Consider the following 25,154-nt stretch of genomic DNA (forward strand, 5'->3'; position numbering starts at 1 on the left):
GGGAGGGTGGTGTGCACAGGGTTCAACGATCTGGCTTCTCAGGCTCCCAAGATCGCTGCGGAGTGGGATTCGGACAAGAATCAGGGTCAGGCGCCGGATCAGGTCACTGTCGGCACCCGTTCGAGTGCCCATTGGAAGTGCGGCGCGTATGGGCATGAGTGGGAGGCTCCGATTGCGAATCGGACCCGGAAGAAGGCGCCTACGGGATGTCCGATCTGTAGCGGCAAGGTGGTTCTCGCCGGATTCAACGATCTGGCTTCTCAATACCCGACAGTCTCGGCGGAGTGGGACCAGGACCGCAATGGCGATCTGACACCGGCGCAGGTCACTACGCGAAGCAGTCAAAAAGTGTTCTGGCGGTGCCTTGAGCACGGTCACCGCTGGTCGGCGGTGATCGCAAAGCGCACGCAGGACAACGGCGCCCAGGGATGCCCGATTTGCTCGAATCAGCAGGTCGAGGTTGGGTTCAACGATCTGAGATCCCAAGCCCCCGCAGTCGCGGCGGAGTGGGATCCCGATCGAAATGGTGACCTGACCCCGGACCAGGTGGTAGTAGGTAGCAACAAGAAGGCATTCTGGCTGTGCACTTCCCATGGTCACTCTTGGGAGGCGAAAATTAGCGAGCGCACACGCGGCGGAACGGGCTGTCCGGTGTGTTCGAACAACACGGTGCTGGCCGGTTTCAACGACCTTCTTTCGCAAAACCCTCTTCTTGCTCAGGAATGGGACCATGAGCGTAACGGGACTCTGACACCGGATCGGGTCACGATGGGAAGCAACAAGAAGGTGTATTGGCTTTGCCGTAAAGCAGGCCATTCCTGGATGGCTCAGGTGGGAGCACGCGCTGAACGAGAAATTGGTTGTCCGGTGTGTTCGAACTATACGGTTTTGGCTGGGTACAACGACCTGGCGACGACCGCTCCCGCAGTCGCGGCGCAGTGGGATCATGCGACGAATCATCCATTGAAACCCGATCAGTTCACTGCCAGCAGTAGCAAGTCGGTTTCGTGGCGGGGGGCGTGTGGGCATCGCTGGGATGCGGTGATTGCGAGCCGAACTGCTGGCAGCGGCTGCCCGATCTGCTTGAATCAGCAGGTTCAGGTCGGGTTGAACGATTTGGGCACCCTCTGCCCAGAGGTCGCTGCGGAGTGGGACTACGACAACAACCACGGACTGACGCCTCAACAGGTGGTTCCGGGGAGCAATAAGCGTGCACATTGGCGGTGTGCCAAGGCTGGGCATCGATGGGAGGCGGTGATCGTCAGTCGCACCAGCGGTGGAGTTGGTTGCCCATTCTGTTCTGGGCGTCGCCCGATTAGCGGCGTCAACGACCTGGCATCTCAATTCCCCAAGGTTGCTGCGGAGTGGGACTTTCAGAGAAACGCGCCGCTTACTCCTGCAGAGGTCGCTGCTCGTTCGGACCGCGAAGTGTACTGGATGTGCCCGAATGGACACCGATACCGGATGCGGGTCGAGTGGCGGACTCGGGCCAGGCGCCCCGCAGGTTGTCATTGCCAGGCCCGGGTCTGGAGTGCTCGACGGCTGGAGGGATTCGTCGCGGATCTGGTTGACCATATCGATGCGATGACTCCGGCGATGTTGTACGCGGTATGTCAGCAGGCTGGGGTGCTGGGCTCGTCGAAGGCCGACGTTATCGGCAATGCGCTGTCGGATCCGGCGAGTCTTAAGGAGCTAATAGAACAACGCAGAACCGAACTCGAACAGGGGGCTCAGTCATCACCTGATGCCGAGGCGCCGGGGCACCAGCCCGATGGTGTTGAGGATGACAGTCTCGGAGTTCTGGATCCGAGCGGTCACGTGCCGACTGAAGATCAAATTGCAGCAGCGACAAGCGGGCCGCAGGCAATTGCAGGCGGCTACGAGTCGGCCGGTGGCGATGTGCCCCTTCCGTGGCTGGGTGTCGAGGATGTGCTCAGGGTAGGGGACCGGTTCTTCGCGAGCTTGGACGCGGAAGCCGCGGACTTCTTGACCGCCGCTGCGGCGGCGCAGATTTGGAAGCTCGCCTACAGACTCGACTCGTGGGACATCGATGACCATGAACGTACTTGGCTGCAAGGGGAGTTGGATAAGACGATCGAGCCTTGTCTGGGAGAGTACGCCGAGAGCATCCGCCAGCGGTTCCGATCGGAGTATGAGCAGGCACTTGCACTCCCAATGCCCGAAAACTGGTCTTTCCGTCCGGCAGGGGCCGTCGAGGTCACGGCACCGAATCTGATGCAGCGTCATATCGCTGCACAAGTACTGTCTCGCAAACGCGTCGGCAACTGGTCCGGGCCCGGAGCAGGCAAGACCGTGTCAGCGATCTTCGCGGCGGGGCTCCTGGAGGCGGGACATGGGAACGGGCTGGTGCTGGTGATCTGCCCGAACAACGTCGTGGCCGGATGGACTAAAGCGATCGCAGATTGCGACCCGCAGGCCCGCGTCGCCGCCAAGACGCTCAACCCGGTGTGGGAAAGGGGGGCTGGTGCGCGTTGGCTGGTGTTGAACTTCGACCGACTGCCGGGAAACGAGGGCACCCTCAAGGAGTTGATCGCCGCTCATCGGGTCGACATGCTTGTCATCGATGAAGTCCATTATGTGAAGGAACGCGAGAATGTCGCCCCGTCGCTACGGCGTACCGTGCTGGAAGGGATCGCGGTTGCTGCGGCGCAGTCCAATCCGGATCTGGCTGTGCTGGGGATGTCGGCCACACCGGTGGTTAACGACCTGCACGAGGCGCGCAGCCTGCTGGAATTGGTGCAGGGCGTGAAGCTCGATGACGTGTCCACGATGAAGAACGTGCCGAACGCGATGCGAATTCACCAGTTCCTGGTGCGCGTGGGGTCGCGGTGGATGCCCGACTACGCCGCCCACCTAGAGCCGGTCACGATTCCTATCGATGTCACCGAACGGCTCGAAAAGATTCTCGCGCTCGGTAATACGCCGACACCTGCGGCGCTGGATCAGGTGCTGTTGACCGACAAGCTCGACTCGATCGTCGCTTACTGCGACCGGAGCCGCAAAACACTGATCTACACCCAGTTCGTCACCGATGTAATCGAGCCGCTGGTCAGGGCGTTGGAGAAGGCGGGGCTGCGGGTGGGCATGTTCACCGGCCACGATAAGAGCGGATACGCCCGGTTCGTGGGTGCATGGCCCAACGGCGACGCGATCAGTCAGGAGGACCAAGTCGATGTGCTCATCGGCTCCGAGGCTATAGGCACAGGTGTCGATGGCCTCCAACATGTCTGCGAGACACTGATCTTCGCGACGTTGCCGTGGACGCACGCCAACTTTCAGCAGATCGTGGGGCGGATCCACAGACAAGGGCAGAGCGCGGAGACGGTGAAGGTCATCATTCCAACCACTTTCGCCACCGTCACCTCACCTGATGGTGAGCTGCAGCAGTGGTCGTGGTGTGCTCAGCGTTGGGCACGGGTAGAGATGAAGGAGACGTTGTCGGATTGTGCGGTCGATGGCGTGCTGCCCAAGGGGGTGTTGATCTCTCCTGCGCAGGCGGCGCGTGCCTCGGTCGAATGGTTGCGGCGGTTAACCGAATCAGGGCCGCGGTCTGCGAATCGTCAGCCTCTGGATCAGTTGTTGGGTGAGGATGTCGAGCGGTTGAGCTCGGCAGCGAAGGCTCGACGCTTCGGGGACCTGTCGCTGATGCACGGGGCATGGGCATCAACCAATTCCACTGTGACACACAGCAGGTTGACCGAGGATCCGTCGGAATGGCATCGGTACCACGATCTCTACAGTCAAGCCCGACAGAGTTGGGAGGTAGTGCCGGCCTACGAGTTCGCCGACTGGCTCAATCAACGCCGACGGTCGTGTGTGGTCGCCGACCTCGGGTGCGGGCAGATGCTGTTGGCGGACCGTGTCACCGCCGATCACACGATCCTGGCGTTCGACCACGTGGCCATCGATGAGCGTGTGACGGTTTGCGATATTGCTGAAGTCCCGCTCGATGATGCGTCAGTGGATATCGCGGTGCTGTGCTTGGCGCTCATGGGCAGGAATCACCTGGACTACCTGCGCGAGGCGCATCGGATTCTGCCCGTTGACGGGTTCTTGTGGTTGTGCGAACCGACATCGAGCATTGGTGATGACGAGCAACGGCTGGGAGAGGTCCTGGCCGAGTATGGATTCGAGTTGCATCGCGCGCGCCCAGCTGGGCAGTTCATGTTCGTTCGTGCGATCAAATCCGACCGTGTTCCCGGGGACACGACCACGCCGATCAAGCTCCGGACCGGATAACGTCCAGTCGATTCCGGTGTCCAGCATTGGTATCATCGTTCACGAAAATCCGCAGGTAAGCCGTTTTCCGTTCACGTATATTCGGACAGGGCTCCGTTCACGTAATTCCCATCGGGAAGGCGGTCGCGGCTGGTGTGGTCCTCGCAGGAGTTGGCTGCTCCCATCGCTCAATGGTGATGGGAGCCTGTATCGGCGAGGAGAACGTTCGACGTGGTCGATATCGTCGAAATTTTGGTTCACTGGCATCGTCGCCGTAGAGGGTGAGTTTGTCGCGGCGGTCGAGGGCGGTGTCGAGGGCGAGGGGGATGAGGTGGGTTTCGGGGTTGTGGCGTTCGCCGATCATGGTGCCGTCGCCGCAGTCGTGGGCGCCTGCGACGTTGAAGTAGCGCAGGGAGATCGCGCCGAGCGTGGAGGCGCGGGTGTAGGTGGTGATGGCTTTGTCGATGGCGAGTTTGGTGTCACCGTAGGTGTTGACCGGGTTGGTGGGTGAGGTTTCGAGCAGGGGCAGATGGGTGGGTTCGCCGTAGACAGCGGCGGTGGATGAGAAGACGAGTTTGCCGACGTGGGCGGTGTGGATGGCGTCGAGCAGGGCGAGGGATGCGCGGGTGTTGTTGTCCCAGTGCCATTCGGGGTGGTGCATGGATTCGCCTGCGGCGATGAGGCCGGCGAGGTGCAGGACGGCGACGTAGCTGGCGGTGGGGGTGAGGATTTGGGCGATGTCGTGGTGGGCGTAGGCGCCGTCGAGCATGGCGGTGGCTCCCAGAATCTTCACGCACAGTCGGCTGATCATCTTTTCGATCAGCCGCGACGCCGTCAAAGAATCGCAACCTACCGAACGCGCGCCCCGTCAAGTCGATCGAGGCGGCGCCCGGTGTCGAATAGCCGGGCGCTGCTGTCTCCTCTAAACGGAACCCTGGTATTCGTCCAGTCGTTGTCTGATGAACGTCAGAGCCTTTACGAGGACACGGTCGTGCCCTTCGGCGGGCAAGAGGTCGTGCTCGATGTCGAGTCGGGTAAGCACCTTCTCGACATGCTGGTCGGCGAGAGCGCGGAATTCCATGTCGGTGTCGCGCGGTTTCGCCAGGCCCAGCGGTAATCGGTTGTCCAGCACTGTGCGTAGGACGAGATCGTAGTTGCAGTTGTGGTTGGCGATGAGATCTTCGAGATGCTGGATGCGGTGAGGATCGGCGCGGCGGTCGCGGTAGTCGAGGGCTGCTTCGTAGTAGGCGAGGGCGTCAGGTACTGCGCGGTCGATCAGGACAACGTCGGCGGTGGTCCATGATTGGATTTCGTTGCTGATGCCGCGGGTGATAATCCACAGTGTCGATGCCCAAGTGTGGTTGTACAAGATCGGCAGACCGAGTTGCTGGGCTTGGGCGCCGAGGTCGCTGACAACGGCGACGTTTACTCGGTCGCGTCTGAGCCTGTCGGCGAGTCGAGTCAGGAAGGTCGTTTTCCCGGTGGAATGTGTTCCGGTGATCGCGACGGTGACCGGTCGCACCACTTCGGGTCGTGGTTGGCTCACCAGAGTCCTCCTTCAGGCTCGGGTGCCGGCACGAACTCCTTAGGTGCTGCCGCGTTGACAAGACCGGTCCAGTCCAAGTGGGTGTCGTTGACGAGTTTGCACAGCAGCAGCCAGGCCGCCCAGGCGTCGTAACCTGCGCGGTGGTAACCCTGCTCGGCCAGGGCGGAGACGTCGAGGTCGGCGTGGTCGATGAGTTTGTCGAGGCTGTAGCCGGGCAGGCCGGGCCAGACATTCTTCGCCAGTCGGAGGGTGTCCAGGACCATGGGTGGGGTCCAGTACGGCAGGTGTGCGGCGAGGACACGTTGTTCGATACCCGCGTTGTGGGCTATGAGGGTGCGTTGTGCCAGTGCGGCATCGATCTCCGGTGCGACGTCTGTCCATTGCGGGCACTTCTCGACGTCGTTGTTGGTGATGCCATGGACTTTGCGGGTAACGATCGGGGTGATCGGGTGTTGTGGGCGGATCAGCCATGACCGGATGTCGGTATGGCTGGCGGTGTCGCCGGAGACAGGGAGGATGGCGATCTCGATGATTTCGGGTGGTGTCTGGCCGTTGCCCTCGACGTCGACAACGGCGAGGTTGTTGCCGCGCAGCGCGTTCGGGATGGCGATCACTGATTCTCCTTGGTGTCGGGCCAGCCGAGGTCGGCGCGGCCGTGGCGGTGGGGGTGGTGCGGCTTGGTGACGTCGTGGACCTGGTAGCGCAGGTTGTGTTGCATGAGGTAGCGCGGCTGCTCGGACAGGCCGCTGACCACGATTGCGCGGTCGTTGACCTCCACCAGCCTGCCGCCGAGTTGGTCGGCGAATGTGGCTGCCTGGTGGGTGTCGGGGCGGTGCCAGTCGTCGGCGCAGCGCTGGATCTGGGCGGTGGGGCATATGTCGCACAGCTCGCGGATACCGTAGTGGCCGTTGTAGTCGGCGACGCCATGGGCGTAGGCAACGGCGCAGCTGGTCTTGCGGAACAGCGGCGATCCGGTGCCGTATTCGGTTGCGGCGTTGAGGATGCGGTGTTCGAGGTCTGCGGGAAACACTTTGCGGCGCGCGCCTTCGAGGTACGGCTCGGGCAGTCCGTGCGACTGGTAGTATTCCCGGATTTCGTCTTTGAAGAACAGGCCGGTGAAGACGGTCGCGTGCGCGTAGTGGCTCAGTTCGAACGCGTGTTGGAGGTGGTCGTCGGTGTCGTTGAGCACCGGGACGATCGGTCGCCAGTACAACACGACCCGGTATTTGTCGGCGTGCTGGTAGGCGGTGCGCAGGGATGTGGCGGCGATGTTCGAGTCGACGGGCTCGATGCGTTCGTCGTCGATGCCGGAGTGCGTGACGAGGACGGTGAGTCGAAGGTTGCTGATCGAGTTGAGGATGTCGCAGTCGGCGGGTTCGATGCGCCAGCGGGTGATGACAAGGACGTGGTTGGTCAGCGCTTGCTGGTCCAGCAGTCTGAGCATCTCGAACGTGTGCGGCTTGACCGGCGGGAGCATAGGGTCGGTGGCCCGGTTGAAGAGCTGAATCGGGGTTATGTGGGGCCGGAAGTATGGGTGTGCGAGCAGCATGGCCGCGGCTTCGGCGTCGGTCATGAGGGCGCGTGGTGTCTTCATCTCGAAGTTGTCGAAGACGTGCCGAATGCAGTATCCGCAATCGAGTGGGCAGCCGATGATGTGGTTGACGCTCAGTCCGGATTTCCGGTATTCGATGACTTCACGCAAGTCTGGTCGTAGCTGTTCCTGTTGCGCGGCGGTGAGGAGCGGCAGTTGCCGCCGGGTGCGGGACAGGCTGGATACTTGCTCGCGGTCGCGCATGGCAAGCGCCTTTCAATCGGTGATTCGCGGCAGTGGTTCGGTGGGTGCGGACGTGGTGGCGCGCGGCCGGTGACGTTTCGCGGCGTTGAGGGTTTGGTCGATTGCCCGTCGTCGGGCGCAGTGTCGGCGGTCGCATTCGCGGTGGTGGGGCAGTTGTTCGCGGGCCTGGGCCATCGACAGTGGACGGTGTGGCGCATCGTGGGAGAGCCGGTCTCTGATGGTGGCGACGGTCAGCTTGCCGGTGCGCTGTGAGCGCGGATGCAGCAGTAACCAGCCACCTGTGCCGATGACACTTGTCCCGAGCAGCACGTAGATGACCGTGGTAGCTGAGAACACGTCAATTGTTCTGCGCCTCATCTGCGAACCAGCGCCATGGTTGGGAGTTGGTGATCTGCTCGACGAGATCGGTCCAGTGGATGGCGAGTTCGCCGAGTGCTGTCCATGCTTGGTGCACGGCGTCGGCGTCGACTGGCTCTGAGCCGAGCCGCAGCCGGTCGGCTTCGACCTCAGCCGCGGCCATGTCATCGAGCAGGGTACCGAGCGACCTTCGCGGGCTGCTGGTGCCCGGCCGTAGGGGGATGGCTAAGGCGACCCAGTCACCCAAATGACTAGCGCCACAGACCTGGCCGAAATCCCCACCCACAGCCTGCACTTATCGCCGCTCACGCGCATCCATTGAGAGCGAACAGAGCACGGAGCTGTTCGACCGGCTGTCACGAGTGCGCGTCTGTCGGTGCTCTGACGGGCCCTCGGCTACAGGTGGTGGCGAAATCGCCGTGTTTCGGCTTTCATGGAAGGCGGGAGAATCGGCAGGCGCGGAGGAGCCATGCCTTTCGATCTCCACGGTGAGTTCTCTACTGGCCATCTCGGCGCCAGAGTTCGTCCTGGGCCTTTGTCTCCCGCGGCGGCGCGCTCATCGTTTACCTCTACTCACACCAGCACACCGGTACGCCGTTCTTGGCGGAGGGATTGCCCCGCCCGAACGCGCGCGGCTCGTGATCGGTACGGAACGAGGTACCGGTCGTCAACGGACAGCTACCAGTCGGCCAGCGTAGCCGAGGACGTGCGCCGTGTGCCCTGATGGCAGCAACGCGCATGATCCGGCTGCCAGAAGCCGCACGAACGATGTCACTGTCGTCGTTCCAGAGGACCCGCCTCAGCTCAACGCCATGGCCGCTAAAGTGTTGCTGGAGATCATTCTCGGACACGTCCGCGGGACTCGTGGCGAGACCGTCGATAGTCCGCGACCGAGTCCAGCATCAACACCACGGCCGGCTCGCTCCATCGCAGCTTCCGAGGAGGCAGTTCGGCCAGGTCACCGCCGAACGCCGATGTCTTTCTCAACCAGCAGGAGGAATCGCAGCAATGATCAGGTTCGCTTTCGCCGGGCGGGTTTCCACCGAGGACCAGCAAGATCCGGAAGCGTCTCGCAACTGGCAGCTTGGACGAGCGAACGCCCTGGTCGGTCAGCACGGGCGGATCGTCGTGGAGTTCTTCGACATCGGGCAGTCGCGGTCGATTCCGTGGAAGCGCCGCCCCGCGGCCGGGCGGCTGCTCGAGCTGCTCAAAGAGCCCGAGCGAGGGTTCGACGCGGTTGTGATCGGCGAACCGCAGCGCGCGTTCTACGGCAACCAGTTCGGGCTGACGTTTCCGGTCTTCGTCCACTACGGCGTGCAACTGTGGGTGCCGGAGGTCGGCGGCCCGATCGACCCGGACTCCGAAGCACACGACCTGATCATGTCGGTGTTCGGTGGCATGTCCAAAGGCGAACGCAACCGCATCAAGATCCGCGTCCGCGCCGCCATGGCCGCGCAAACCCAAGTCGAGGGCCGCTACCTCGGCGGCCGGCCACCTTACGGGTATCGTCTCGCAGACGCCGGGCCTCATCCCAATCCGGGCAAAGCCGCCGACGGTAAACGGCTGCATACCCTTGAACCCGACCCGGTCACCGCACCGGTGGTCCAACGAATCTTCAGCGAGTACCTTTCCGGCATAGGGATATTCGCTATCGCGCAACGCCTGACCGCCGACAACATCTTGTGCCCGTCGGCCTACGACCGCAGGCGCAACAGCCATCGCTCCGGCGCCGCCTGGTCCAAGAGTGCGGTGCGCGCGATCCTGGGCAATCCGCGCTATACCGGCTACGAGGTGTGGAACAAACAGCGCAAGCAGGAGTTCCTCATCGACGTCGATGACGTCGCCTTAGGCCATCACACCCGCTTGGCGTGGAACCCGAAGAACGAGTGGGTCTACTCCGACCAACCTGCCCATAGTGCCCTCATCGGTAGGGACGCCTTCGAGCAGACACAACTACGGCTCGCCGCCCGAGGCCCGCAATCGACGGGCAGGACCACGACCCGCCGTCAGCACCCGTACGCCTTCAAGGGGCTGCTTTTCCACGACGCCTGCGGACGGCGGATGCAGGGCAACTGGAACCACGGGCTGCCGCACTACCGCTGCCGGTATCCCTCCGAGTACGCCCTCGCCAATAAGCTCGATCACCCGACTACCGTCTACCTGCGCGAAGACCAGCTCAGCGGCCCGATCGATTCATGGTTGGCTGACATCTTTCACCCCGATCGGATCGAGCATTCGCTGACCATGCTCGAGGACGCGCAAGCCGACATCACTCCCGCCATCGAGAGTGCGCGACGATCGCTTACCGAACACGACCGCAAATTGTCCCGGTACCGAGCAGCACTGGAAGCGGGCACCGACCCGGCTCTGGTGGCGGGCTGGACCCAACAGGTTCAGCGCGAACGGCAGGCCACCGCGGCACAGCTCGCCACGCTGGAAGCCGAGCAACGTGGAAATCACCCGATGACCAGGGAGGAGATCCACCAACTCGTGACCTCACTAGGCGGCCTGGTTCACATACTGAAGGCAGCTGACCCCACCGACAAACTCGAGGTCTACCGGCAACTCGGTCTGAAGCTCACCTATGACCACGAAAAACGGGTGGTCGTGGCAGAAACTGCTCCACAACCACCCGTGTGCGTAGTGTCTGTGTCCGGAGGGGGACTTGAACCCCCACGCCCGATAAAGGGCACTAGCACCTCAAGCTAGCGCGTCTGCCATTCCGCCACCCGGACCGGTGTGCTCAGCAAGGTTATCGGATACCGGCGCGCGGACCAAATCGCCCCCTGATCCGCTGGTCACGCCGGGATTACGGGGTGTTGTGGAACTGGCGGCGCAGGTCCCGGCCGACGTCCACCCGAGCATCCTGAATACCACCGAACGGCCACCCGAGCGCATGCACCAACGCGACGTCCTCCCGCACCCTGATGCGTATCTGAGTGTATCCGGATGGTTCCGCATCGGGGTGCGCCGTCGGATCGGTCTCCACATGCCGCAACTCTCGCTCGGCACGATGTGGTCGTGTGTAGCGACTCGGGGCGGTACGCGCTCCCATCGCTCGGCGCTCGCGGAATCCCGGCGATCACCCCGGCGTTGCTCGAGTGGTCCTACCATGCGACGGAACACGAACGCGGCTGACGAGGTGTGAGATGGGTGCGAAGCGAACCGGACCGTACGTGTGCGGGATCGACGCGGCGATGGACGTGATCGGCGGGAAGTGGAAGGCGCTGATCCTGTGGGAGCTCGAGGCGCACGGCGTGCGGCGCTTCGGCGAGCTGCGCCGCGGCCTGCCCGGCGTCTCCGAGAAGATGCTCATCCAGCATCTGCGCGAACTCGAGGAAGACGGGATCGTCGCCCGCGAGATCTTCCCCGAGGTTCCGCCCCGCGTGGAGTACCGCCTCACCGAGAGCGGCGCCGCCCTCAACGCCGCCCTGGAGCCCCTGGGCCTTTGGGGCCGCGACCGCATCGACCGGATCGGCGCCTCCCGCATCGAAATCCCCGCCTGACCACCCGACTCGGCGATCCGCCAACCACCCCATCATCCGCCGGCACCCCAACTCGCCAGGAGCACAACAGGACTCATGTCCAGGTGGCGGAAGTGCCCGGCAGGGCTGGGGTTCATGCGCCTCGAGCGGACCAGATGCGCTCCTCGGCGATCCGGTCGGCGGCCCGTCCCGGGAGGATGGATTCCGTCCGCGACTGTTCCAGCAGCGACGAAACGGTGTCGTAGATCGCGTCGACCTCGGTGCGGATCCGCTCGGCGCTCGCGCGCCGCAACTCACCGGCCACCTGAATGAGCCCGCCGGCGTTGGCCACGTAGTCGGGCACCCAGACGACACCCCGATCGGTGAGGATCTGTTCGACGTCGGGTGTCCAGAGCTGATTGTTGGCCGCGCCGCAGACGATCCGGGCGGTGAGGGTGGACGCCGTGTCCGTGGTGAGGGTGCCGCCGAGTGCGCAGGGCGCGTAGACGTCGAGGTCGGCGCCGAGAACGTGCGCGGCGACGGAGACGTCGGGGAATCGGTCGCGAACCCGGCGGACCGCGTCGGGGTCGACATCGGCGACGACGATGCGGGCGCCGTCGGCGTGCAGGAGTGCGACGAGTTCGGTGCCGACCTTGCCGAGGCCCTCCACCCCGACCGTCCGGCCCGCGAGGGACGGTGCGCGCCAGATGCTGTCGGCGGCCGCGCGCATGGACTGGAACACCCCCAGTGCCGTCATGGGTGCGCTGTCCCCGGATCCCCCGGTCCGCGCCGAGCGGCCGACGACATGGTTCGTGACTTCGCCGATGATGTCGAGGTCGGCGGTATTCGTGCCGACGTCGCCCGCCGAGATGTATCGACCGCCGAGCGTGTCGATGAAGCGTCCGTACGCGCGCAGCAGGCCGGGCGTCTTGATCCGGTTCGGATCGCCGATGATCACCGCCTTTCCGCCGCCCAGGTCGACACCCGCGACGGCGGCCTTGTAGGTCATGCCGCGCGAGAGCCGCAGCACGTCGGTCAGGGCGGCACCCTGGTCCGGGTAGGGATAGAAGCGGGTGCCGCCGAGCGCGGGGCCGCGCACGGTCGAGTGGATTCCGATGATCGCCTGGAGGCCGGTGGCGGCGTCCTCGCAGAAGATCACCTGTTCGTGCGGATGCTCCGAGGCGTCCTCACGGTCGAATACCGTTGTCGCCGTGGCGTGTTCGAGGATCTGGGGCATGGGAAATCCTTCCTGTGCTTGTCGTGGCGCGAGAGCTTCGCGGTCGCGATTCGGCTCGATGTGGGGGCGTTATGCGCATCACAGAAGCATTTCACAGTCATAATGCGCAAGATGTGGGCAAAAGATTGAGCAGTATGCCCAGAACTTTGAGCGGTCGGGAGTGTGACGCTGCGCACAATGACCAGGCTCGGCCCGCTGCGCTCCCACGGCGTTCAGCTCGCCGCGATCGGCCCCGGCGTGACGGAATGGGCGCCCGGCGACGCACACAGTCCGATGACGTGCGAGTGGACGCCACCCGCATCGAAACCCCCGCCTGACCACCCGATTTGGCAATCCGCGAACCACCCCTACTAAGATCATCATCCGCCGGGCGACCCCAACTCACCAGGCACACAACAGAACACCGGTCCGGGTGGCGGAATGGCAGACGCGCTAGCTTGAGGTGCTAGTGCCCTTTATCGGGCGTGGGGGTTCAAGTCCCCCTTCGGACACATCAACCGAGGCCGGATCATGTTCGCGGAGAACATGATCCGGCCTCGTTCGGTTCGCCGACTCGCCCGAACGTGTCGGACCCCCGCCGCATACTGATGAGCATGGGCTATGAATACGTGCGGCCGCATTCTCGCCGGAGAAAGATCGGTGGCAGCTACGTGCGGGGGTCGGTCCGTTATTCAGCCGACGAACGGGTTACGTGACGTCCGCCCGGTACGGCTCGCCGCGGGAGAACGCCGATGCGCCGAGCGGTCCCACCGCTCGGCGCGTCTCCGTAAGCCGGGTCTACACCTCGGCTGTCGTGTGGTTGAACCAGTGGGGGATGGTGGCGCGGGCGTTGCTGCCGTGCAGGGCTTCGGCCAGCGCTTCGATGGCCAGATTGCGCGCCATGCTGGTGGCGTGGCAGTCGCGGAGGCTGTCGAGCATGAGGAAGTCGTGCACCATGCCGAGGGCGCGGACGGCGGTCACGTCGACGCCGGCGGCGCGGAGTTTGGCCGCGTAGGCTTCCCCCTCGTCGCGCAGCACGTCGGCCTCGCCGGTGATGATCAGGGTGGTCGGCAGGCCGCGCAGTTGGTCGAGGCTCGCGCGCAGGGGAGAGGCGTGGATTTCGGCGCGCTGGTCCGGGTCGGTGGTGTACTGATCCCAGAACCACATCATGCCTTCGCGTGTCAGGAAGTAGCCGTCGGCGAACTGCAGGTAGGACGCGGTGTCGAAGTCGGCGTTGGTGACGGGATAGAGCAGCACCTGCGCCGAGAGGTCGACGCCGCCACGCTCCTTGGCCATGAGGGCGAAGACGGCGGACATGTTGCCGCCCACCGAGTCACCGCAGACCGCCATACGGGAGCCGTCCAGGTCGTATTCCGCGCCGTGCTCGACGATCCACTTACCGACGGTCCAGTTCTGCTCGATCGCGTTCGGGTACTTGGATTCCGGCGCCCGTTCGTAGAGAGGGAATACCACCGCGGCCTGGGCGCCGTCGGCCAGTTCGCGCACCAGGCGATCGTGGGTGTTCTCGTCGCCGAACACCCAGCCGGCGCCGTGGATGTAGTAGATTACCGGGAGGTTGCCGGTCAGGCTTTTGGGGCGCAGGATGCGCACGCGAGTGGAGCCGGTCGGCCCGCCGGGCACGTCGACCCACTGCTCGTCCATCTCGGGTTTGTCCACGCCTTCGCCGGCCTGCAGTCCGGCGAGGATGTCGCGGCCCTCGGCCGGGGGGACCTCGTAGATCCGCGGATGCCCGGACGTCGCGTCGGCGAGGGCTTGCGCGGCGGGCTCGAGTACCGGGTCCGGAGGCGGGGGGAGCTGAGTCATGGTGGACCTCTTTCGAATTGGAAGGGATCTATGGCTTGACTCTTTCGTCAGGGTTCGCTGATCCATTGCCAGTCTAGTGACAGACAGCCGCCCCTTGGTCGTTACCGACAAGTTGCCACCTGCTCGAAAAGGAGCGGTCAATCCGGGTTGCCGAACGAGTGCTCAGCATCGCCTCTTCCATATATTGACGCTGCTCACTCGAAGAGTGATGTAAACGGTGCACATATTGAGTTGATCGAAAGGATTTCGACATGCACGCGGTGACGCTCGACGGTTTCGGTGGCCCCGAGGTGATGCGGCGGGCCCGGTGGCGGATCTGCCCGCGCCCGGCCCGGGCGAGGTCGCCATCGACGTGACCTGATGCAGGCCGAGAGCGGCAAAACCCGTTGCGACGCCTTCCTCGAGGTCACCGATATCGCGATCACCGCGCGTACTACGCGCGCAGCGCCGCGAAGCTGCTCGCGCCCAAGCGCCGTCGCGGCGCGATCCCCCTGCTGACCCACACCACGGAGCTGCGCCACCCCACGGGGCGTGGTCGCGGTCGTCTCGCCGTGGAACTACCCGCTGAGCATGGCCGCCGGCGACGCCATTCCGGCGCTCATGGCGGGCAACGCCGTGGTGCAGAAGCCCGACACCCAGACCGCGCTCACCGCGCTGTGGGCGCTGGACCTGCTGTATGAGGCGGGTCTGCCGCGGGACGTGTGGCAGATGGTGGTGGGCCGGGGCAGTTCCCTTGGCGGCACGCTGATGGACCACGCCGACTACATGATGTTCACCGGCTCCACCGCCACCGGCCGCCAGATCGCCCGCGACGCGGGCGAACGCCTCATCGGCGCTTCGCTGGAGCTCGGCGGCAAGAACGCCATGCTCGTGCTCGACGACGCCGATATCGAGCGCGCCGCCGACGGCGCCATCGCCGCGCGCTTCCCCTCCACCGGGCAGCTGTGCGTCTGCGTCGAGCGCCTGTATGTGGACGAGGCGATTCGCGAGGAGTTCGTCGCCGCGTTCGTGGCGCGCGCGAAGAAGCTGCGCATCGGCGGCGGTTACGCTTCGGCTACGACGTTGGCAGCCTGACGGAAATTCACCGATCACCCGGGGGCGAGTCCAGGAGCGCGGGTCCGGATCGCCGGAAGGCCGCGTGCGGCGGCGTTTCTGATCGACTCCGGGGAGAACGCCCCGCGCGAGGGAGAACATGTTCTAGTCTGAGCGCGGTGTCGCGGTGCGGAGGTGGACATGTTGTCGCTGCGGGAGATATCGGATCGGCTCGAGATCCAGGACCTGCTGGTGCGGTACGCGCACGCGGTGGATTCGCGGCAGTGGGAGCTGCTGGACGAGGTGTTCACCGACGACGCGTTCATCGACTACACGGCCATGGGCGGGCCGGCGGGAGATCTGAAGTCCACCAAGGAGTTCCTGGCGGCCGTCATGCCGAACTTCCCGGCCTTCCAGCACCTGGTGAGCAATTCGGCGATGACGTTCGACGGTGACACCGCGACCGTGCGGACGATGTGCCACAACCCGATGCTCGTGCACGGGGACGGCGGCGCGCACAGTCTGATGATGTGCGGATTGTGGTACCTGGATACGGTCGCGCGGGTGGACGGACGGTGGCGCATACGCAGCCGCGTCGAGGAGAAGAGTTTCATGTATCTCGCGCCGGCGACGGGCGGTTCGTAGGGGGCGTCGCCGGATCCGTATGGCACGGGTGAAAGGTGCTGTCACCGGCGCGGTTTCGTGTCGGACCCCAGGCGTAGCGTGCCGGGCATGGTGGGGATGACACAGACTCAGTTCCGGGCGCTGCTCACCGATCTCGCGGCGGCCGATTTCGGCGGCTGGCGGCGCGCCGACGTGCACGCGGTGTGCGCGGGTTCGGGGTGGAAGGTCTCGCGAGAGGTGTTGCCGCGCTGTGAGATCGCGGCGGTGCCGGGCGCGGTGCGCGGGGCTTATCTCACCGAGAACTGGGATCGCCGGCGCGACAGCGAGTCCGAGATGATGCAGCTGTACTTGTGCGCGGCGGTGACGATGCCCGAGAGGTTTCGCGCCCACCTGGAGGTCGCCACGGAGGTGTGGGGCGAGCCGTCGCTGTACGGGGGCAGTCGGAATGCGTTCGCGCGGTGGCGCGGACCGGTGGTGTCGCGGCAGCTCGAGATCGATCGCGAGGGGTCGGTGCTGGTGCGCGCGTTCTGCACCGAGGCGTGGGAGAGTTGGGATCATCGCACCTGGGAGTGGGATGACGCCGTGGACGACGTCCCCTACACCTGGCTCGGCGACAACGGGCACCCGAGCCTGGCGGGCTTTCACACCGGCGGCCGCGTGGCCGGATCGTGGCCGGGGCTGGTCACGGCACTCACCGGCACCCTGCGCGACATCCGGTTCGGCATGCGGGCGCTCGGTGTCGGCGGTCCCGCTCCCACGACCGACGGCGTGGTGATCTCCCTGGAATCGGCCGCGGGCGACTCCCGTGTCGTCCAGCTCGTGCAGGGCGTCGACGAGCTGACGGTCTTGGTGGGCAACGACCACCCCGATCCCGAGTCTCTGGCGCGGCGTGGCCTCGCGCGCGACGAATACGACGCTTGGACAAGTGTTTTCGCGCCGGATCACGATCCACGTCCCGCCGCCGAACTCGCCGTGTCGCTGCTACGGGACCTCGGTTTCGCCTCCGTCGGTGAGCTCGCCGAGCGGTCCTGGCGCTTCGCCAGCCCCTACCGCCGCTTCAGCCTGCACTGCGTAGGCGTGCAGCGAGCGCGAGGACGGTGAGTGGTCGCCGGTTTCCCGATGTCGACCTGTCGAGGCGGTCGTCACCGATCCGCCCGCGGGATCCCGACCCCTGCCGTATCGGCGCGCACCCCAAGGCGAGGCGCACGTGGCTCGTCCGCGAAAGCTAGGGGACCGAACCGCGCAACCCGGCGAGCACGGTCGGGAACGCGGCCGTCCCGCACCGGGTAAACGCCGCGGGGATCACCGGCGGCGACCGCGCACCGGGGGAATCAGGGCCGGTTGGTTCCGGCGGAACCGGGTGCGGGCGCGATATCTGCCCTCTACCCCGTGGGTGGCGCGGGCCCGGGGTGGGCTGCTTGGATCGTTGGCGTGACGGGAGAAGGGTTCCAGTTGTTCGGGCAGCGGCCGATGGTCGAGGCGATGCCGGCGTGGGCGCCGCAGTTTCCGCAGTTCGACCTGGTGTTCGGGCGGTCGGATCTGGGGCATGTGTTCATGGTGAACGGACAGTCGGGGGAGTGCGCGGTGCTGCACCCGTACAAGGCGGCGGCGAAAGGATACGGGCAGTTCTCCGATCCGGAGGCGTTCGCCGGACAGGTGCTGCGCGAGCGCGGTTTCGGCGAGTTCGTGCTGCGCCTCGAGCACGTGGCGCTGATCAGGGAGCGACTGGGCCCGCTGACCGCCGACCAGGTCTACATCGCCGAGCCCTACCCGTTCCTCGGCGGTTCGGAAGCGCCGGAGACGTACTCGGTGGGCGAGGTGGGCGTGTTCCTCGACCTCGTCGCCCAGGCGCACGGATTCGCGTAGCGGACCACCGACGACACCGCGCGCCGCCTGCCCGCCGCCCAAGGCGGGCAACGCCGAACCCGGCGGGCTGTTCTGCACCCCGCAAGCCCCCGCCACGCCGGGCAACTCATCGCTCGACGACCGGCGCGACAGGTGGTGCGCCCGCAACCGGAACGCGCCTGCTCGAACCTCTCACTCCGGGGGTGCTGCCGGTGCCGAAGGCAGCACGTGCGATGACGCAGTCACCGCATATCCGCACCGCATGATGCTCCTTCCCGGGTCCCGTTCCGACCGGTCTGTTCCCGTGCAATGATGGGAACATGTGTTCGAATGCGGGCGGTTTGCCGGAGTGGTGTGCGGCGGGTGGTCGCGGGTGAGTGAGGACGAGCGTTCCGCGGTGCGGAGGTTGCCGCGACCGCGCCGGGTGCTGGTCGATCCGAAGCGGATCTGGGTGCCGCCGCAGCGTCCCGGGCCGGCGCGGCCGTCGCTTGGCGCGTCCTCGAACAGCATCGATCCGTGCTTCCAGGAGCCGTGGTTGCCCGCCACGCAGTACGGCTGGGCGCGGTTGCACTTCGGTCACTATCTGGCCTGGTACGCCGAGGTGGCGGTGGACTATCGCACCCGCAACAAGCTCACCGAGACCACCTTGCGGCAGTGGGTGCCGTGGGACGCGGTGCGCATGCCGAAGGACGGTGACACCGGGAACGGTAAGTAGATCGGCCAGGTCGCGCTGCCGGTTGCGGCGGCAGACCGCGCGCGATCTACACGCGCAGCGAGGTGAACGGCGCGACGGGAATGTTGCGCACCACGAGCCAGCCCAACACCAGCGCGAGGACGACCTGCGGGGCGCGGTGGCGCTGATACCAGCGCCGGGTCCGCTGGTCGCGCACGCGGTCGCGAGCCCAGAAGACGTAGGTGCCGAGGAGTACGACCAACGCGAGCAGCGCGAGCGCGTTGTAGTGCACCGCGGCCGGGATGTCGCCGTGCAGCAGCGAATACAGCATGCGGGAGCTGCCGCAGCCGGGGCAGTTGATGCCCAGCAGGAACTTGGACGGGCAGACCGGGATGATGCCGCCCGGAGTGGTCGGATCGGCGAACCATACGGCGACGCAGGCGAGCGCTCCCGCACCGGCGACCGCGACGGGCGCGATCAGCCGGTGCGGGAGCGACACGCGAGTGGTCACGCCGAGGCGGCGGCCGCGAACGCGACGATGTAGATCACGATCCAGACGACCATGACGATCGCGCCGCAGATCGCGGCGATGGTGGACCACTTCTTGGCCTCGTCGGCCGCGCGCTGCGCCTCGGCGGCCTGGCCCTGCATCCACAGGCTGTTCACGTTGGACGCCTTCATGATGGCGACGATGCCGAAGGGCAGGCAGCAGAACACGGTCGCCAGGATCGCCCACACCATGTGATTGTCCGGCTGCGGGCCGGCCGGCGGGTAGCCCGCGCCGTAACCGGGGGCACCGGGGTAGCCCGGCGCCGGCGGGTATCCGCCCGCCGCAGGGTATCCGGGCGCACCGGGGTAACCACCCGCCGCCGGGTACCCGGGCGCGCCACCGGGGTAGCCCGCCGGCGGGTATCCGGCCTGCTGGGCGTACGGGTCACTGGCCGGCGGCTGCTGCTGCGCGTAGGGATCCGACTGCTTGTACGGGTCGAATCCGGGCTGTTGCGGCGGGTATGTCATCAATTCCTCACTTGTCGTCGACGCTCGGTGGCGCGGGTGTTCTCGGCGGACCTCCGAAGCACGCCCCCCGAACGACCCCTGACAATCTGTTGACCAGGTCTCCGGCAGTGTAATGGGTCGGGGCGGCGGGCACAGTCCGGCGGTTGCCACCGGTATTCATGCCCCGTCGCGAAGGGTTGTACTCGAGGTGATTCGGCTGCGCGCGTGGATAATCGCGCATGCCAGGGACGCGCGGCGCGGATCGCCGGGCGCGGGTGCGGCACGGGGCCCGGCGGCGAATGGTAGGAAGGGGGCGTGTCCGTCAACGGTGAACTCCCAGATCCGAACAGCAGATCCCGCGCGGTAGACGAAGTCGTCGAGTTGGTGAGCCGGTTGATCCGGTTCGACACCTCCAACACCGGCGACCTGGCCACCACCAAAGGTGAGGCCGAGTGCGCCGATTGGGTGGCCCACCAGTTGCAGGACGCCGGCTACACCACCGAGTACGTGGAGTCCGGCGCGCCCGGTCGCGGCAACGTGTTCGCGCGGCTGGCGGGCGCGGATTCCAGCCGTGGCGCGCTGATGATGCACGGACACCTGGACGTGGTGCCCGCCGAGGCCTCGGACTGGAGCGTGCACCCGTTCTCGGGCGCGGTGCGCGACGGTTACGTGTGGGGCCGCGGCGCGATCGATATGAAGGATATGGTCGGCATGATGCTGGCCGTGGCCCGGCAGTTCAAGATCGAGGGCACGGTGCCGCCGCGCGATATCGTGTTCGCGTTCCTGGCCGACGAGGAGAACGGCGGCCGGTGGGGCTCGCAGTGGCTGGCGGACAACCGGCCCGATCTGTTCACCGGCATCACCGAGGCGGTCGGCGAGGTGGGCGGTTTCTCGCTCACGGTGCCGCGCCGCGACGGCGGTGAGCGCAGGCTCTACCTGGTGGAGACCGCGGAAAAGGGCCTGGGCTGGATGCGGTTGCGCGCCAAGGCCCGCGCCGGTCACGGTTCGTTCCTGCACGAGGACAACGCGGTGACGATCCTGGCCGACGCGGTGGCCCGGCTCGGCAAGCACACGTTCCCGCTGGTGCTCTCGGATTCGGTGGCGGAGTTCCTGGCGGCGGTGTCGGAGGAGACCGGTATCCCGTTCGATCCGGAGAGCCCGGATATCGAGGGCCAGCTCGCCAAGCTGGGCACCATCTCCCGGATCATCGGCGCGACGCTGCGCGACACGGCGAATCCGACCATGCTGCAAGCCGGGTACAAGGCCAACGTCATCCCGCAGACGGCGGAGGCGGTGGTGGACTGCCGGGTGGTGCCCGGCAGGCAGGCCGCGTTCGAGCGGGAGGTCGACGAGTTGATCGGCCCCGACGTGGAACGCGAGTGGATCACCAAACTCGACTCCTACGAGACCACCTTCGACGGGCACCTGGTGGACGCGATGAACGACGCGATCCTCGCCCACGATCCGCAGGGCCGCACCGTGCCCTACATGCTCTCCGGCGGCACCGACGCGAAGGCGTTCGCCCGCTTGGGCATTCGCTGCTTCGGCTTCGCGCCGCTGCGGCTGCCGCCCGAACTGGATTTCAGCGCCCTGTTCCACGGGGTGGACGAGCGGGTCCCGGTGGACGCGCTCGAGTTCGGCACCCGGGTGCTGGAACACTTCTTGTTGCACAGCTGATCCGACGCCCGAGTGCACCACCGGGCAGAGAAAGGACACCGATGACCTACAACCCTTACGACGCGCTCCCGAAGGTTGCGGAATTCACCGTCACCTCCGCCGATGTGGCCGATGGCGCCACGTTCGGCAACGACCAGGTCAGCGGCGTGTTCGGCGCGGGCGGCAAGGATGTGTCGCCGCAGCTGTCGTGGTCCGGATTCCCGGAGGGCACCAAGAGTTTCGCCGTCACCGTCTACGACCCGGACGCGCCGACGGCCTCGGGCTTCTGGCACTGGGTGGTGGCCGACATCCCGGCGAGTGTCACCTCGCTCGACAGCGGCGCGGGCAGCGAGGGCGGTTCGCTGCCCGAGGGCGCGCTCGCCGTGCGCAACGACGCCGGTTTCGCGGGCTTCGTGGGCGCGGCCCCGCCGCCCGGGCACGGCCCGCACCGCTACTTCATCGTGGTGCACGCGGTGGATGTGGAGTCGCTGGGCGTGGACGCCGGCGCGTCGCCCGCGCTGGTGGGCTTCACCCTGTTCTCCCACACGCTCGGCCGGGCCACGCTGGTGGCGCAGTACGAGCGGTAAGGCGGCGGCGGCCCCGGGCCGGTCGGCTCGGGGCCACGATTGTGCGTGCGGCTGCGATGTCGCTGTCGTGTGTCGCGAAGGCCGCTCGTCCCGACAGCGCTTCAGCCGGTGCGTATTTCGAGGATTTCCTCGACCGGCCGGCGCGGTGTTCGCGGTGGGGGCGGGGCGGTGAGCGGGGAGACCCCGACGCGCAGGACGATCTGCGGGACGGTGGTGTGGGGGAGCAGTTCGGCGATGGTTCTGCGGCCGGTCGGGGGTTCGGTGATGTGGGTGAGCGGGCAGATGGCCAGGCCCTGAGCGGTGCATTCGAGCAGGACGGCCGAGAGGGCGTCCCCGGTGCGCAGCCAGGTTTCGGGGGCGTCGGCCGGGGAGCTGATCACCAGCAGGCTGGAGCGGTCGGCGAGGTCGGCGCGCCGGGTGGAGGACGCGCGGGACGGGAGCGCGCGGCCCACGCCGACCCTGGCGAATTCCTCGGCCGAGGCCAGGGACTGCGCGGGCACACCGCCCGCTTCGGCCGAATGCCCGGTCCACCAATGCAATTCGGATTGGTAGGCCATGTCGTAGCGGTGGGCGGCGGTGTCGTGCGCCGAGACCTCGGCGAGCCTGTCGCGCGCGTCCTCGCCGAGCAGGTGCAGTTCGAGGTCGTGCGGCTGCACCAGCAGCCGGGCCCGGTGCACGAGGTCGGCCTGCCGGGGTGGGGGCAGCAGGGGCAGGCGGTCGGTGCGCCTGCGGTCGATGGCGGTGGCGCGGTCCGCGATGCCGGGCGGCGGGTCGGGCCAGGGCCGGAAGGTGATGGCCGCCAAGTGATCCGGGCGGGCGGGGTCGGGCAGCCTGCTGGTGTCGGTGTGCCAGCCGGCGTCGGCGAAGGCCGTGCGGGCGTGGTGCAGGGCGGCGCCGCAGCTGATCACGAGCTGGCGCGCGTGCGGATCGGTGGCGGCGAGCCACCGGCTGTCGTCGCGGAACAGGTGCAGGCGCGTCCCGTCGAACACCCACCGCCACGGTTGCGTGTTGTGCACCGACGGCGCGCGTCCGGCCGCCCGCACCCCGGCCCGGACGGTGCGCGGCACACCTCGCGATCCGCGCGGTCTGGCGGCTGTCGGCGGCGTTGCCGGTTGGGATCAGGAGCAGACCGCGTCCCGCAGGGAATTGGTCAGCGATCGATGTCGATGTAACGGTTGCCGGGACTGCTGACACTGAGCCTTCTGAAGCTATCCGCTTGGAAGGAGTCTCAATGTACGGCACCCCGTTGCCCCCGTCCGCAGAAGCAGCCACCGCGGCGGCGGGCTCCGGCCCACACGGCGGCGGCAAAGCCGACCAGCCCTGGGCGCTTCGCATGCTGGAAAGCCGGGTGTCCGGACGCTGGGCGGTCACCGTCGCGATCGTGCGAATCGTGGTCGGCGCGTTCTTCATCCTCGCCTCAACCTCGAAGTTTCCGTTCTCGAGTTACTACCAGGCAGAACTGGCCGCGTTCGTGAGGTGGGGCTTTCCGGATTCGGCCTTGATCGTCATTCTGGTCGGCCTGCTCGAGTTGGGCTGCGGGGCGCTGCTACTCCTCGGCCTCGGTACGCGACTGGCCACTGCCGGGCTCGCAGTCACCATGGTGGGTGCGATCTGCACCGCCGGGATACACGAGGGCGGCTACTTTCACCTCGGCCTCGCACCGACAATGCTGCTCGTCGCGCTTGCTCTGACCTGGACCGGAGCAGGCGCGGTGTCGTTGGACTCCCGGGTGGCCGCGAAGGTGGAGGGCAAGCGATGAACTATTCCCGTGTAGCCGACCCGGGCAACACGTCGGTGCGCGTGGTACCTGCAGAGGCGAGGGACCTGGCTGCTGCTGCCCAACTGCTGGTGGATTTCAACCGGGAATACAACGATCCCGCCCCTGATCCGGCGTGGCTGGCTGATCATCTGTCGACGTTGATCGCGGGCGGAGACACCAGTGTCCTGCTCCTCGGTGATCCGGCGGTCGCAGTGGCTGTACTTCGGTTCCGGACCAGTACGTGGTCGGCGAGTTCCGAAGCCTATCTCGCCGAGTTCTACGTGATTCCGCGGCTGCGTGGACGTGGCATAGGCTCACAGTTCCTGGCGGCGATTCTCGATCACGCCCGTGAACGCGGGGCGACATACATGGATCTGACCACCACCGAGGAAGACCGCGCCGCACGCCGCGTCTATGAGAAACACGGTTTCGATTGCCACGAAGGCAAAGGCCAAGGGCCTGTCTCGTTGTACTACGAACTCGACTTAGAATGAAACGAACGGGGATCCGTTCTCACAACCGGATTGCTGGCTTCGAGTTGAGGCCGCACCGAGTTGAGCCCGGCGGCCCTATCGTCCCCGCACGCCTGGAGACACGGATGTCGGAACGGAACGACACAGAGGAATACGTCCTGCTCGCTGGCTTGCAGAATGGTGATGCGGCCACGTTCGAGTTCATTTTGGACAATTGGTCGGGTGGGATGATCCAGGTAGCGAGAAGTTACGTCTCGACCCACGAGTCGGCCTGCGAAGTGGTGCAGGAAACCTGGATCGCCGTCATCCGCGGCATCGACAGATTCGAAGGTCGCTCCACATTGAAAACTTGGGTGTACCGCGTCTTGGTCAACACGGCCAAACGCCGTGGTCTCCAGGAGGCGCGTAGTGTTCCGATGAGCTCGTTGGACACCGGACCTACGGTCGACTCCGCGCTATTTCGACCCGAGGGAGAGCCGTATGCGGGTCACTGGTGGTCGCCGCCGGTGCCGTGGCCCTCACCGGAGCAGGCTTTGCTCGACGACGAGGTGCGCACGGTGATAGTCGCGGCGCTCGAACAACTGCCCGCTCGGCAACGCATGGTGATCAACCTGCGCGATGTGCTCGGCTACGGGGCGCACGAGGTCCGCGAGATACTCGAGATCTCCGCGGCCAACCAGCGAGTACTACTGCATCGGGCGCGGGCTTTCGTCCGAGGAAGACTGGAGGAGTACTTCGCCGCAGCCGAGAACACCCACCGGCGAACGGACAGGAAGGTACCTTGATGGAGGAAATTCATTGCATCGACCTTGTCGAACGGGTCACCGACTTTCTCGAAGGCGCCCTGAGCGCGGACGAAGAGCGGCTGTTCCTCGCCCATCTGCGGTACTGCGACGGGTGCGACCGCTATCTCGACCAGCTGCGCCACACCATCAACGCCCTCAACCACCAACCTTCGCCCGGCCTGTCCAACGATATGAGACAAGCGCTGCTGGCCGAGTTCCGTTCCCAGTCCTACTGAGCTGAGCTGAGCCGACAGGGGCGCTCCTCGAATACGCGCGAATTCCG

General features: G+C 66.0%; 25 protein-coding genes, 2 tRNA genes and 2 pseudogenes. 17 read left to right on the top strand and 12 right to left on the bottom strand.

All coding sequences use genetic code 11. The features are described from left to right. The first annotated feature begins 9 nt into the window (after window positions 1-9). Window positions 10-4,260, top strand: coding sequence for a zinc-ribbon domain-containing protein (locus OHB21_RS29415; protein WP_328436199.1), 4,251 nt, complete (start codon window positions 10-12; stop codon window positions 4,258-4,260). 97 nt (window positions 4,261-4,357) lie between these two features. On the opposite strand, the gene OHB21_RS29420 is transcribed toward OHB21_RS29415, so the two are convergent. The 4 genes from OHB21_RS29420 to OHB21_RS29435 form a co-directional block, all read right to left on the bottom strand. Next, window positions 4,358-5,032, bottom strand: coding sequence for an NAD-dependent epimerase/dehydratase family protein (locus tag OHB21_RS29420; protein WP_280410818.1), 675 nt, complete (start codon window positions 5,030-5,032; stop codon window positions 4,358-4,360). A gap of 129 nt (window positions 5,033-5,161) precedes the next feature. Continuing rightward, window positions 5,162-5,785 carry an AAA family ATPase gene (locus OHB21_RS29425; protein WP_195124264.1) on the bottom strand — a complete coding sequence of 208 codons (624 nt, stop codon included), beginning with the start codon at window positions 5,783-5,785 and terminating at the stop codon, window positions 5,162-5,164. Further along, entirely contained in the window at window positions 5,782-6,399 is a 618-nt protein-coding gene (locus OHB21_RS29430) for a 3'-5' exonuclease (RefSeq protein ID WP_195124265.1), read from the bottom strand. Before OHB21_RS29430 ends, OHB21_RS29425 begins: the two co-directional genes overlap by 4 nt. Further along, window positions 6,396-7,580, bottom strand: a complete 1,185-nt coding sequence (locus OHB21_RS29435; RefSeq protein WP_195124266.1) for a radical SAM protein — start codon at window positions 7,578-7,580, stop codon at window positions 6,396-6,398. The genes OHB21_RS29430 and OHB21_RS29435 overlap by 4 nt, the downstream gene beginning before the upstream one ends. Between OHB21_RS29435 and OHB21_RS29440 the strand changes: the two genes are divergently transcribed. Beyond that, complete coding sequence (locus OHB21_RS29440; RefSeq protein WP_195124267.1) at window positions 7,563-7,832, top strand: hypothetical protein; 270 nt, start codon at window positions 7,563-7,565, stop codon at window positions 7,830-7,832. The genes OHB21_RS29435 and OHB21_RS29440 overlap by 18 nt on opposite strands. 85 nt (window positions 7,833-7,917) lie before the next feature. Here OHB21_RS29440 and OHB21_RS29445 read toward each other — a convergent pair whose 3' ends face one another. Further along, the gene (locus OHB21_RS29445; RefSeq protein ID WP_195124268.1) at window positions 7,918-8,100 is read right to left on the bottom strand and encodes a hypothetical protein; all 183 of its coding nucleotides are present in this window, start codon (window positions 8,098-8,100) and stop codon (window positions 7,918-7,920) included. Between the two features lie 845 nt (window positions 8,101-8,945). Here OHB21_RS29445 and OHB21_RS29450 point away from each other — a divergent pair. After that, window positions 8,946-9,845, top strand: a pseudogene (locus OHB21_RS29450) (recombinase family protein); the annotation flags it as partial. A 285-nt stretch (window positions 9,846-10,130) separates the two neighbouring features. Here the strand turns inward: OHB21_RS29450 and OHB21_RS29455 are convergent. Both OHB21_RS29455 and OHB21_RS29460 read right to left on the bottom strand, forming a co-directional pair. After that, a complete protein-coding gene (locus tag OHB21_RS29455; protein ID WP_228788448.1) occupies window positions 10,131-10,424 on the bottom strand; it encodes a hypothetical protein in 294 nt (97 codons plus the stop codon). 163 nt (window positions 10,425-10,587) lie between these two features. Next, window positions 10,588-10,672 (bottom strand) — tRNA-Leu (locus tag OHB21_RS29460). A 414-nt stretch (window positions 10,673-11,086) separates the two neighbouring features. On the opposite strand from OHB21_RS29460, the gene OHB21_RS29465 reads away from it, so the two are divergent. Further along, window positions 11,087-11,443 carry a winged helix-turn-helix transcriptional regulator gene (locus OHB21_RS29465; RefSeq protein WP_067501421.1) on the top strand — a complete coding sequence of 119 codons (357 nt, stop codon included), beginning with the start codon at window positions 11,087-11,089 and terminating at the stop codon, window positions 11,441-11,443. 112 nt (window positions 11,444-11,555) lie between these two features. On the opposite strand, the gene OHB21_RS29470 is transcribed toward OHB21_RS29465, so the two are convergent. After that, window positions 11,556-12,638 carry a Glu/Leu/Phe/Val family dehydrogenase gene (locus tag OHB21_RS29470; RefSeq protein ID WP_067501418.1) on the bottom strand — a complete coding sequence of 361 codons (1,083 nt, stop codon included), beginning with the start codon at window positions 12,636-12,638 and terminating at the stop codon, window positions 11,556-11,558. A 406-nt stretch (window positions 12,639-13,044) separates the two neighbouring features. Between OHB21_RS29470 and OHB21_RS29475 the strand changes: the two genes are divergently transcribed. Beyond that, window positions 13,045-13,129, top strand: a tRNA-Leu gene (locus OHB21_RS29475). A gap of 286 nt (window positions 13,130-13,415) precedes the next feature. On the opposite strand, the gene OHB21_RS29480 is transcribed toward OHB21_RS29475, so the two are convergent. Further along, window positions 13,416-14,441 (bottom strand): alpha/beta hydrolase, encoded by a 1,026-nt coding sequence (locus tag OHB21_RS29480; RefSeq protein WP_195124269.1) that lies wholly within the window; start codon window positions 14,439-14,441, stop codon window positions 13,416-13,418. Between the two features lie 251 nt (window positions 14,442-14,692). Here OHB21_RS29480 and OHB21_RS37645 point away from each other — a divergent pair. From OHB21_RS37645 to OHB21_RS29505, 6 genes and pseudogenes are all read left to right on the top strand, one after another. Further along, window positions 14,693-14,796, top strand: a pseudogene (locus OHB21_RS37645) (NAD(P)H-quinone oxidoreductase); the annotation flags it as partial. 176 nt (window positions 14,797-14,972) lie between these two features. Then, window positions 14,973-15,515 (top strand): aldehyde dehydrogenase family protein, encoded by a 543-nt coding sequence (locus OHB21_RS29485; RefSeq protein ID WP_324191925.1) that lies wholly within the window; start codon window positions 14,973-14,975, stop codon window positions 15,513-15,515. Window positions 15,516-15,674: 159 nt separating this feature from the next. Beyond that, complete coding sequence (locus OHB21_RS29490) at window positions 15,675-16,118, top strand: nuclear transport factor 2 family protein (RefSeq protein WP_067502085.1); 444 nt, start codon at window positions 15,675-15,677, stop codon at window positions 16,116-16,118. Window positions 16,119-16,205: 87 nt separating this feature from the next. After that, complete coding sequence (locus OHB21_RS29495; protein ID WP_195124270.1) at window positions 16,206-17,198, top strand: hypothetical protein; 993 nt, start codon at window positions 16,206-16,208, stop codon at window positions 17,196-17,198. Between the two features lie 330 nt (window positions 17,199-17,528). Continuing rightward, window positions 17,529-17,963 (top strand): T6SS immunity protein Tdi1 domain-containing protein, encoded by a 435-nt coding sequence (locus OHB21_RS29500; protein ID WP_198161644.1) that lies wholly within the window; start codon window positions 17,529-17,531, stop codon window positions 17,961-17,963. A 352-nt stretch (window positions 17,964-18,315) separates the two neighbouring features. Then, on the top strand, window positions 18,316-18,657 hold the full coding sequence (locus OHB21_RS29505; RefSeq protein ID WP_195124271.1) for a hypothetical protein: 342 nt from the start codon (window positions 18,316-18,318) through the stop codon (window positions 18,655-18,657). Between the two features lie 46 nt (window positions 18,658-18,703). On the opposite strand, the gene OHB21_RS29510 is transcribed toward OHB21_RS29505, so the two are convergent. Continuing rightward, window positions 18,704-19,126 (bottom strand): DUF2752 domain-containing protein, encoded by a 423-nt coding sequence (locus OHB21_RS29510; RefSeq protein WP_407675040.1) that lies wholly within the window; start codon window positions 19,124-19,126, stop codon window positions 18,704-18,706. After that, window positions 19,123-19,632, bottom strand: coding sequence for a CD225/dispanin family protein (locus tag OHB21_RS29515; protein WP_195124272.1), 510 nt, complete (start codon window positions 19,630-19,632; stop codon window positions 19,123-19,125). Before OHB21_RS29515 ends, OHB21_RS29510 begins: the two co-directional genes overlap by 4 nt. A gap of 294 nt (window positions 19,633-19,926) precedes the next feature. Here OHB21_RS29515 and OHB21_RS29520 point away from each other — a divergent pair, with 294 nt between their 5' ends. Together OHB21_RS29520 and OHB21_RS29525 are read left to right on the top strand one after the other, a co-directional pair. Next, window positions 19,927-21,288 carry a M20/M25/M40 family metallo-hydrolase gene (locus OHB21_RS29520; RefSeq protein ID WP_195124273.1) on the top strand — a complete coding sequence of 454 codons (1,362 nt, stop codon included), beginning with the start codon at window positions 19,927-19,929 and terminating at the stop codon, window positions 21,286-21,288. A 41-nt stretch (window positions 21,289-21,329) separates the two neighbouring features. Beyond that, window positions 21,330-21,854: a YbhB/YbcL family Raf kinase inhibitor-like protein gene (locus tag OHB21_RS29525; protein WP_195124274.1), complete on the top strand. Its 525-nt coding sequence runs from the start codon at window positions 21,330-21,332 to the stop codon at window positions 21,852-21,854. A gap of 101 nt (window positions 21,855-21,955) precedes the next feature. Here OHB21_RS29525 and OHB21_RS29530 read toward each other — a convergent pair whose 3' ends face one another. Next, entirely contained in the window at window positions 21,956-22,921 is a 966-nt protein-coding gene (locus OHB21_RS29530; protein ID WP_067501395.1) for an Acg family FMN-binding oxidoreductase, read from the bottom strand. 164 nt (window positions 22,922-23,085) lie between these two features. Between OHB21_RS29530 and OHB21_RS29535 the strand changes: the two genes are divergently transcribed. The 4 genes from OHB21_RS29535 to OHB21_RS29550 all read left to right on the top strand — a co-directional run bounded on the left by OHB21_RS29535 (window position 23,086) and on the right by OHB21_RS29550 (window position 25,107). Then, a complete protein-coding gene (locus OHB21_RS29535; protein ID WP_084537190.1) occupies window positions 23,086-23,613 on the top strand; it encodes a DoxX family membrane protein in 528 nt (175 codons plus the stop codon). Beyond that, complete coding sequence (locus OHB21_RS29540; protein WP_195124275.1) at window positions 23,610-24,107, top strand: GNAT family N-acetyltransferase; 498 nt, start codon at window positions 23,610-23,612, stop codon at window positions 24,105-24,107. Before OHB21_RS29535 ends, OHB21_RS29540 begins: the two co-directional genes overlap by 4 nt. Window positions 24,108-24,211: 104 nt before the next feature. Further along, on the top strand, window positions 24,212-24,871 hold the full coding sequence (locus tag OHB21_RS29545; RefSeq protein WP_067501388.1) for an RNA polymerase sigma factor: 660 nt from the start codon (window positions 24,212-24,214) through the stop codon (window positions 24,869-24,871). Beyond that, entirely contained in the window at window positions 24,871-25,107 is a 237-nt protein-coding gene (locus OHB21_RS29550; RefSeq protein WP_084537186.1) for an anti-sigma factor family protein, read from the top strand. The genes OHB21_RS29545 and OHB21_RS29550 overlap by 1 nt, the downstream gene beginning before the upstream one ends. The last annotated feature ends 47 nt before the right edge of the window (window positions 25,108-25,154 follow it).

Origin of the sequence: Nocardia puris (assembly GCF_036051655.1) — a bacterium.
GTDB lineage: Bacteria > Actinomycetota > Actinomycetes > Mycobacteriales > Mycobacteriaceae > Nocardia > Nocardia puris.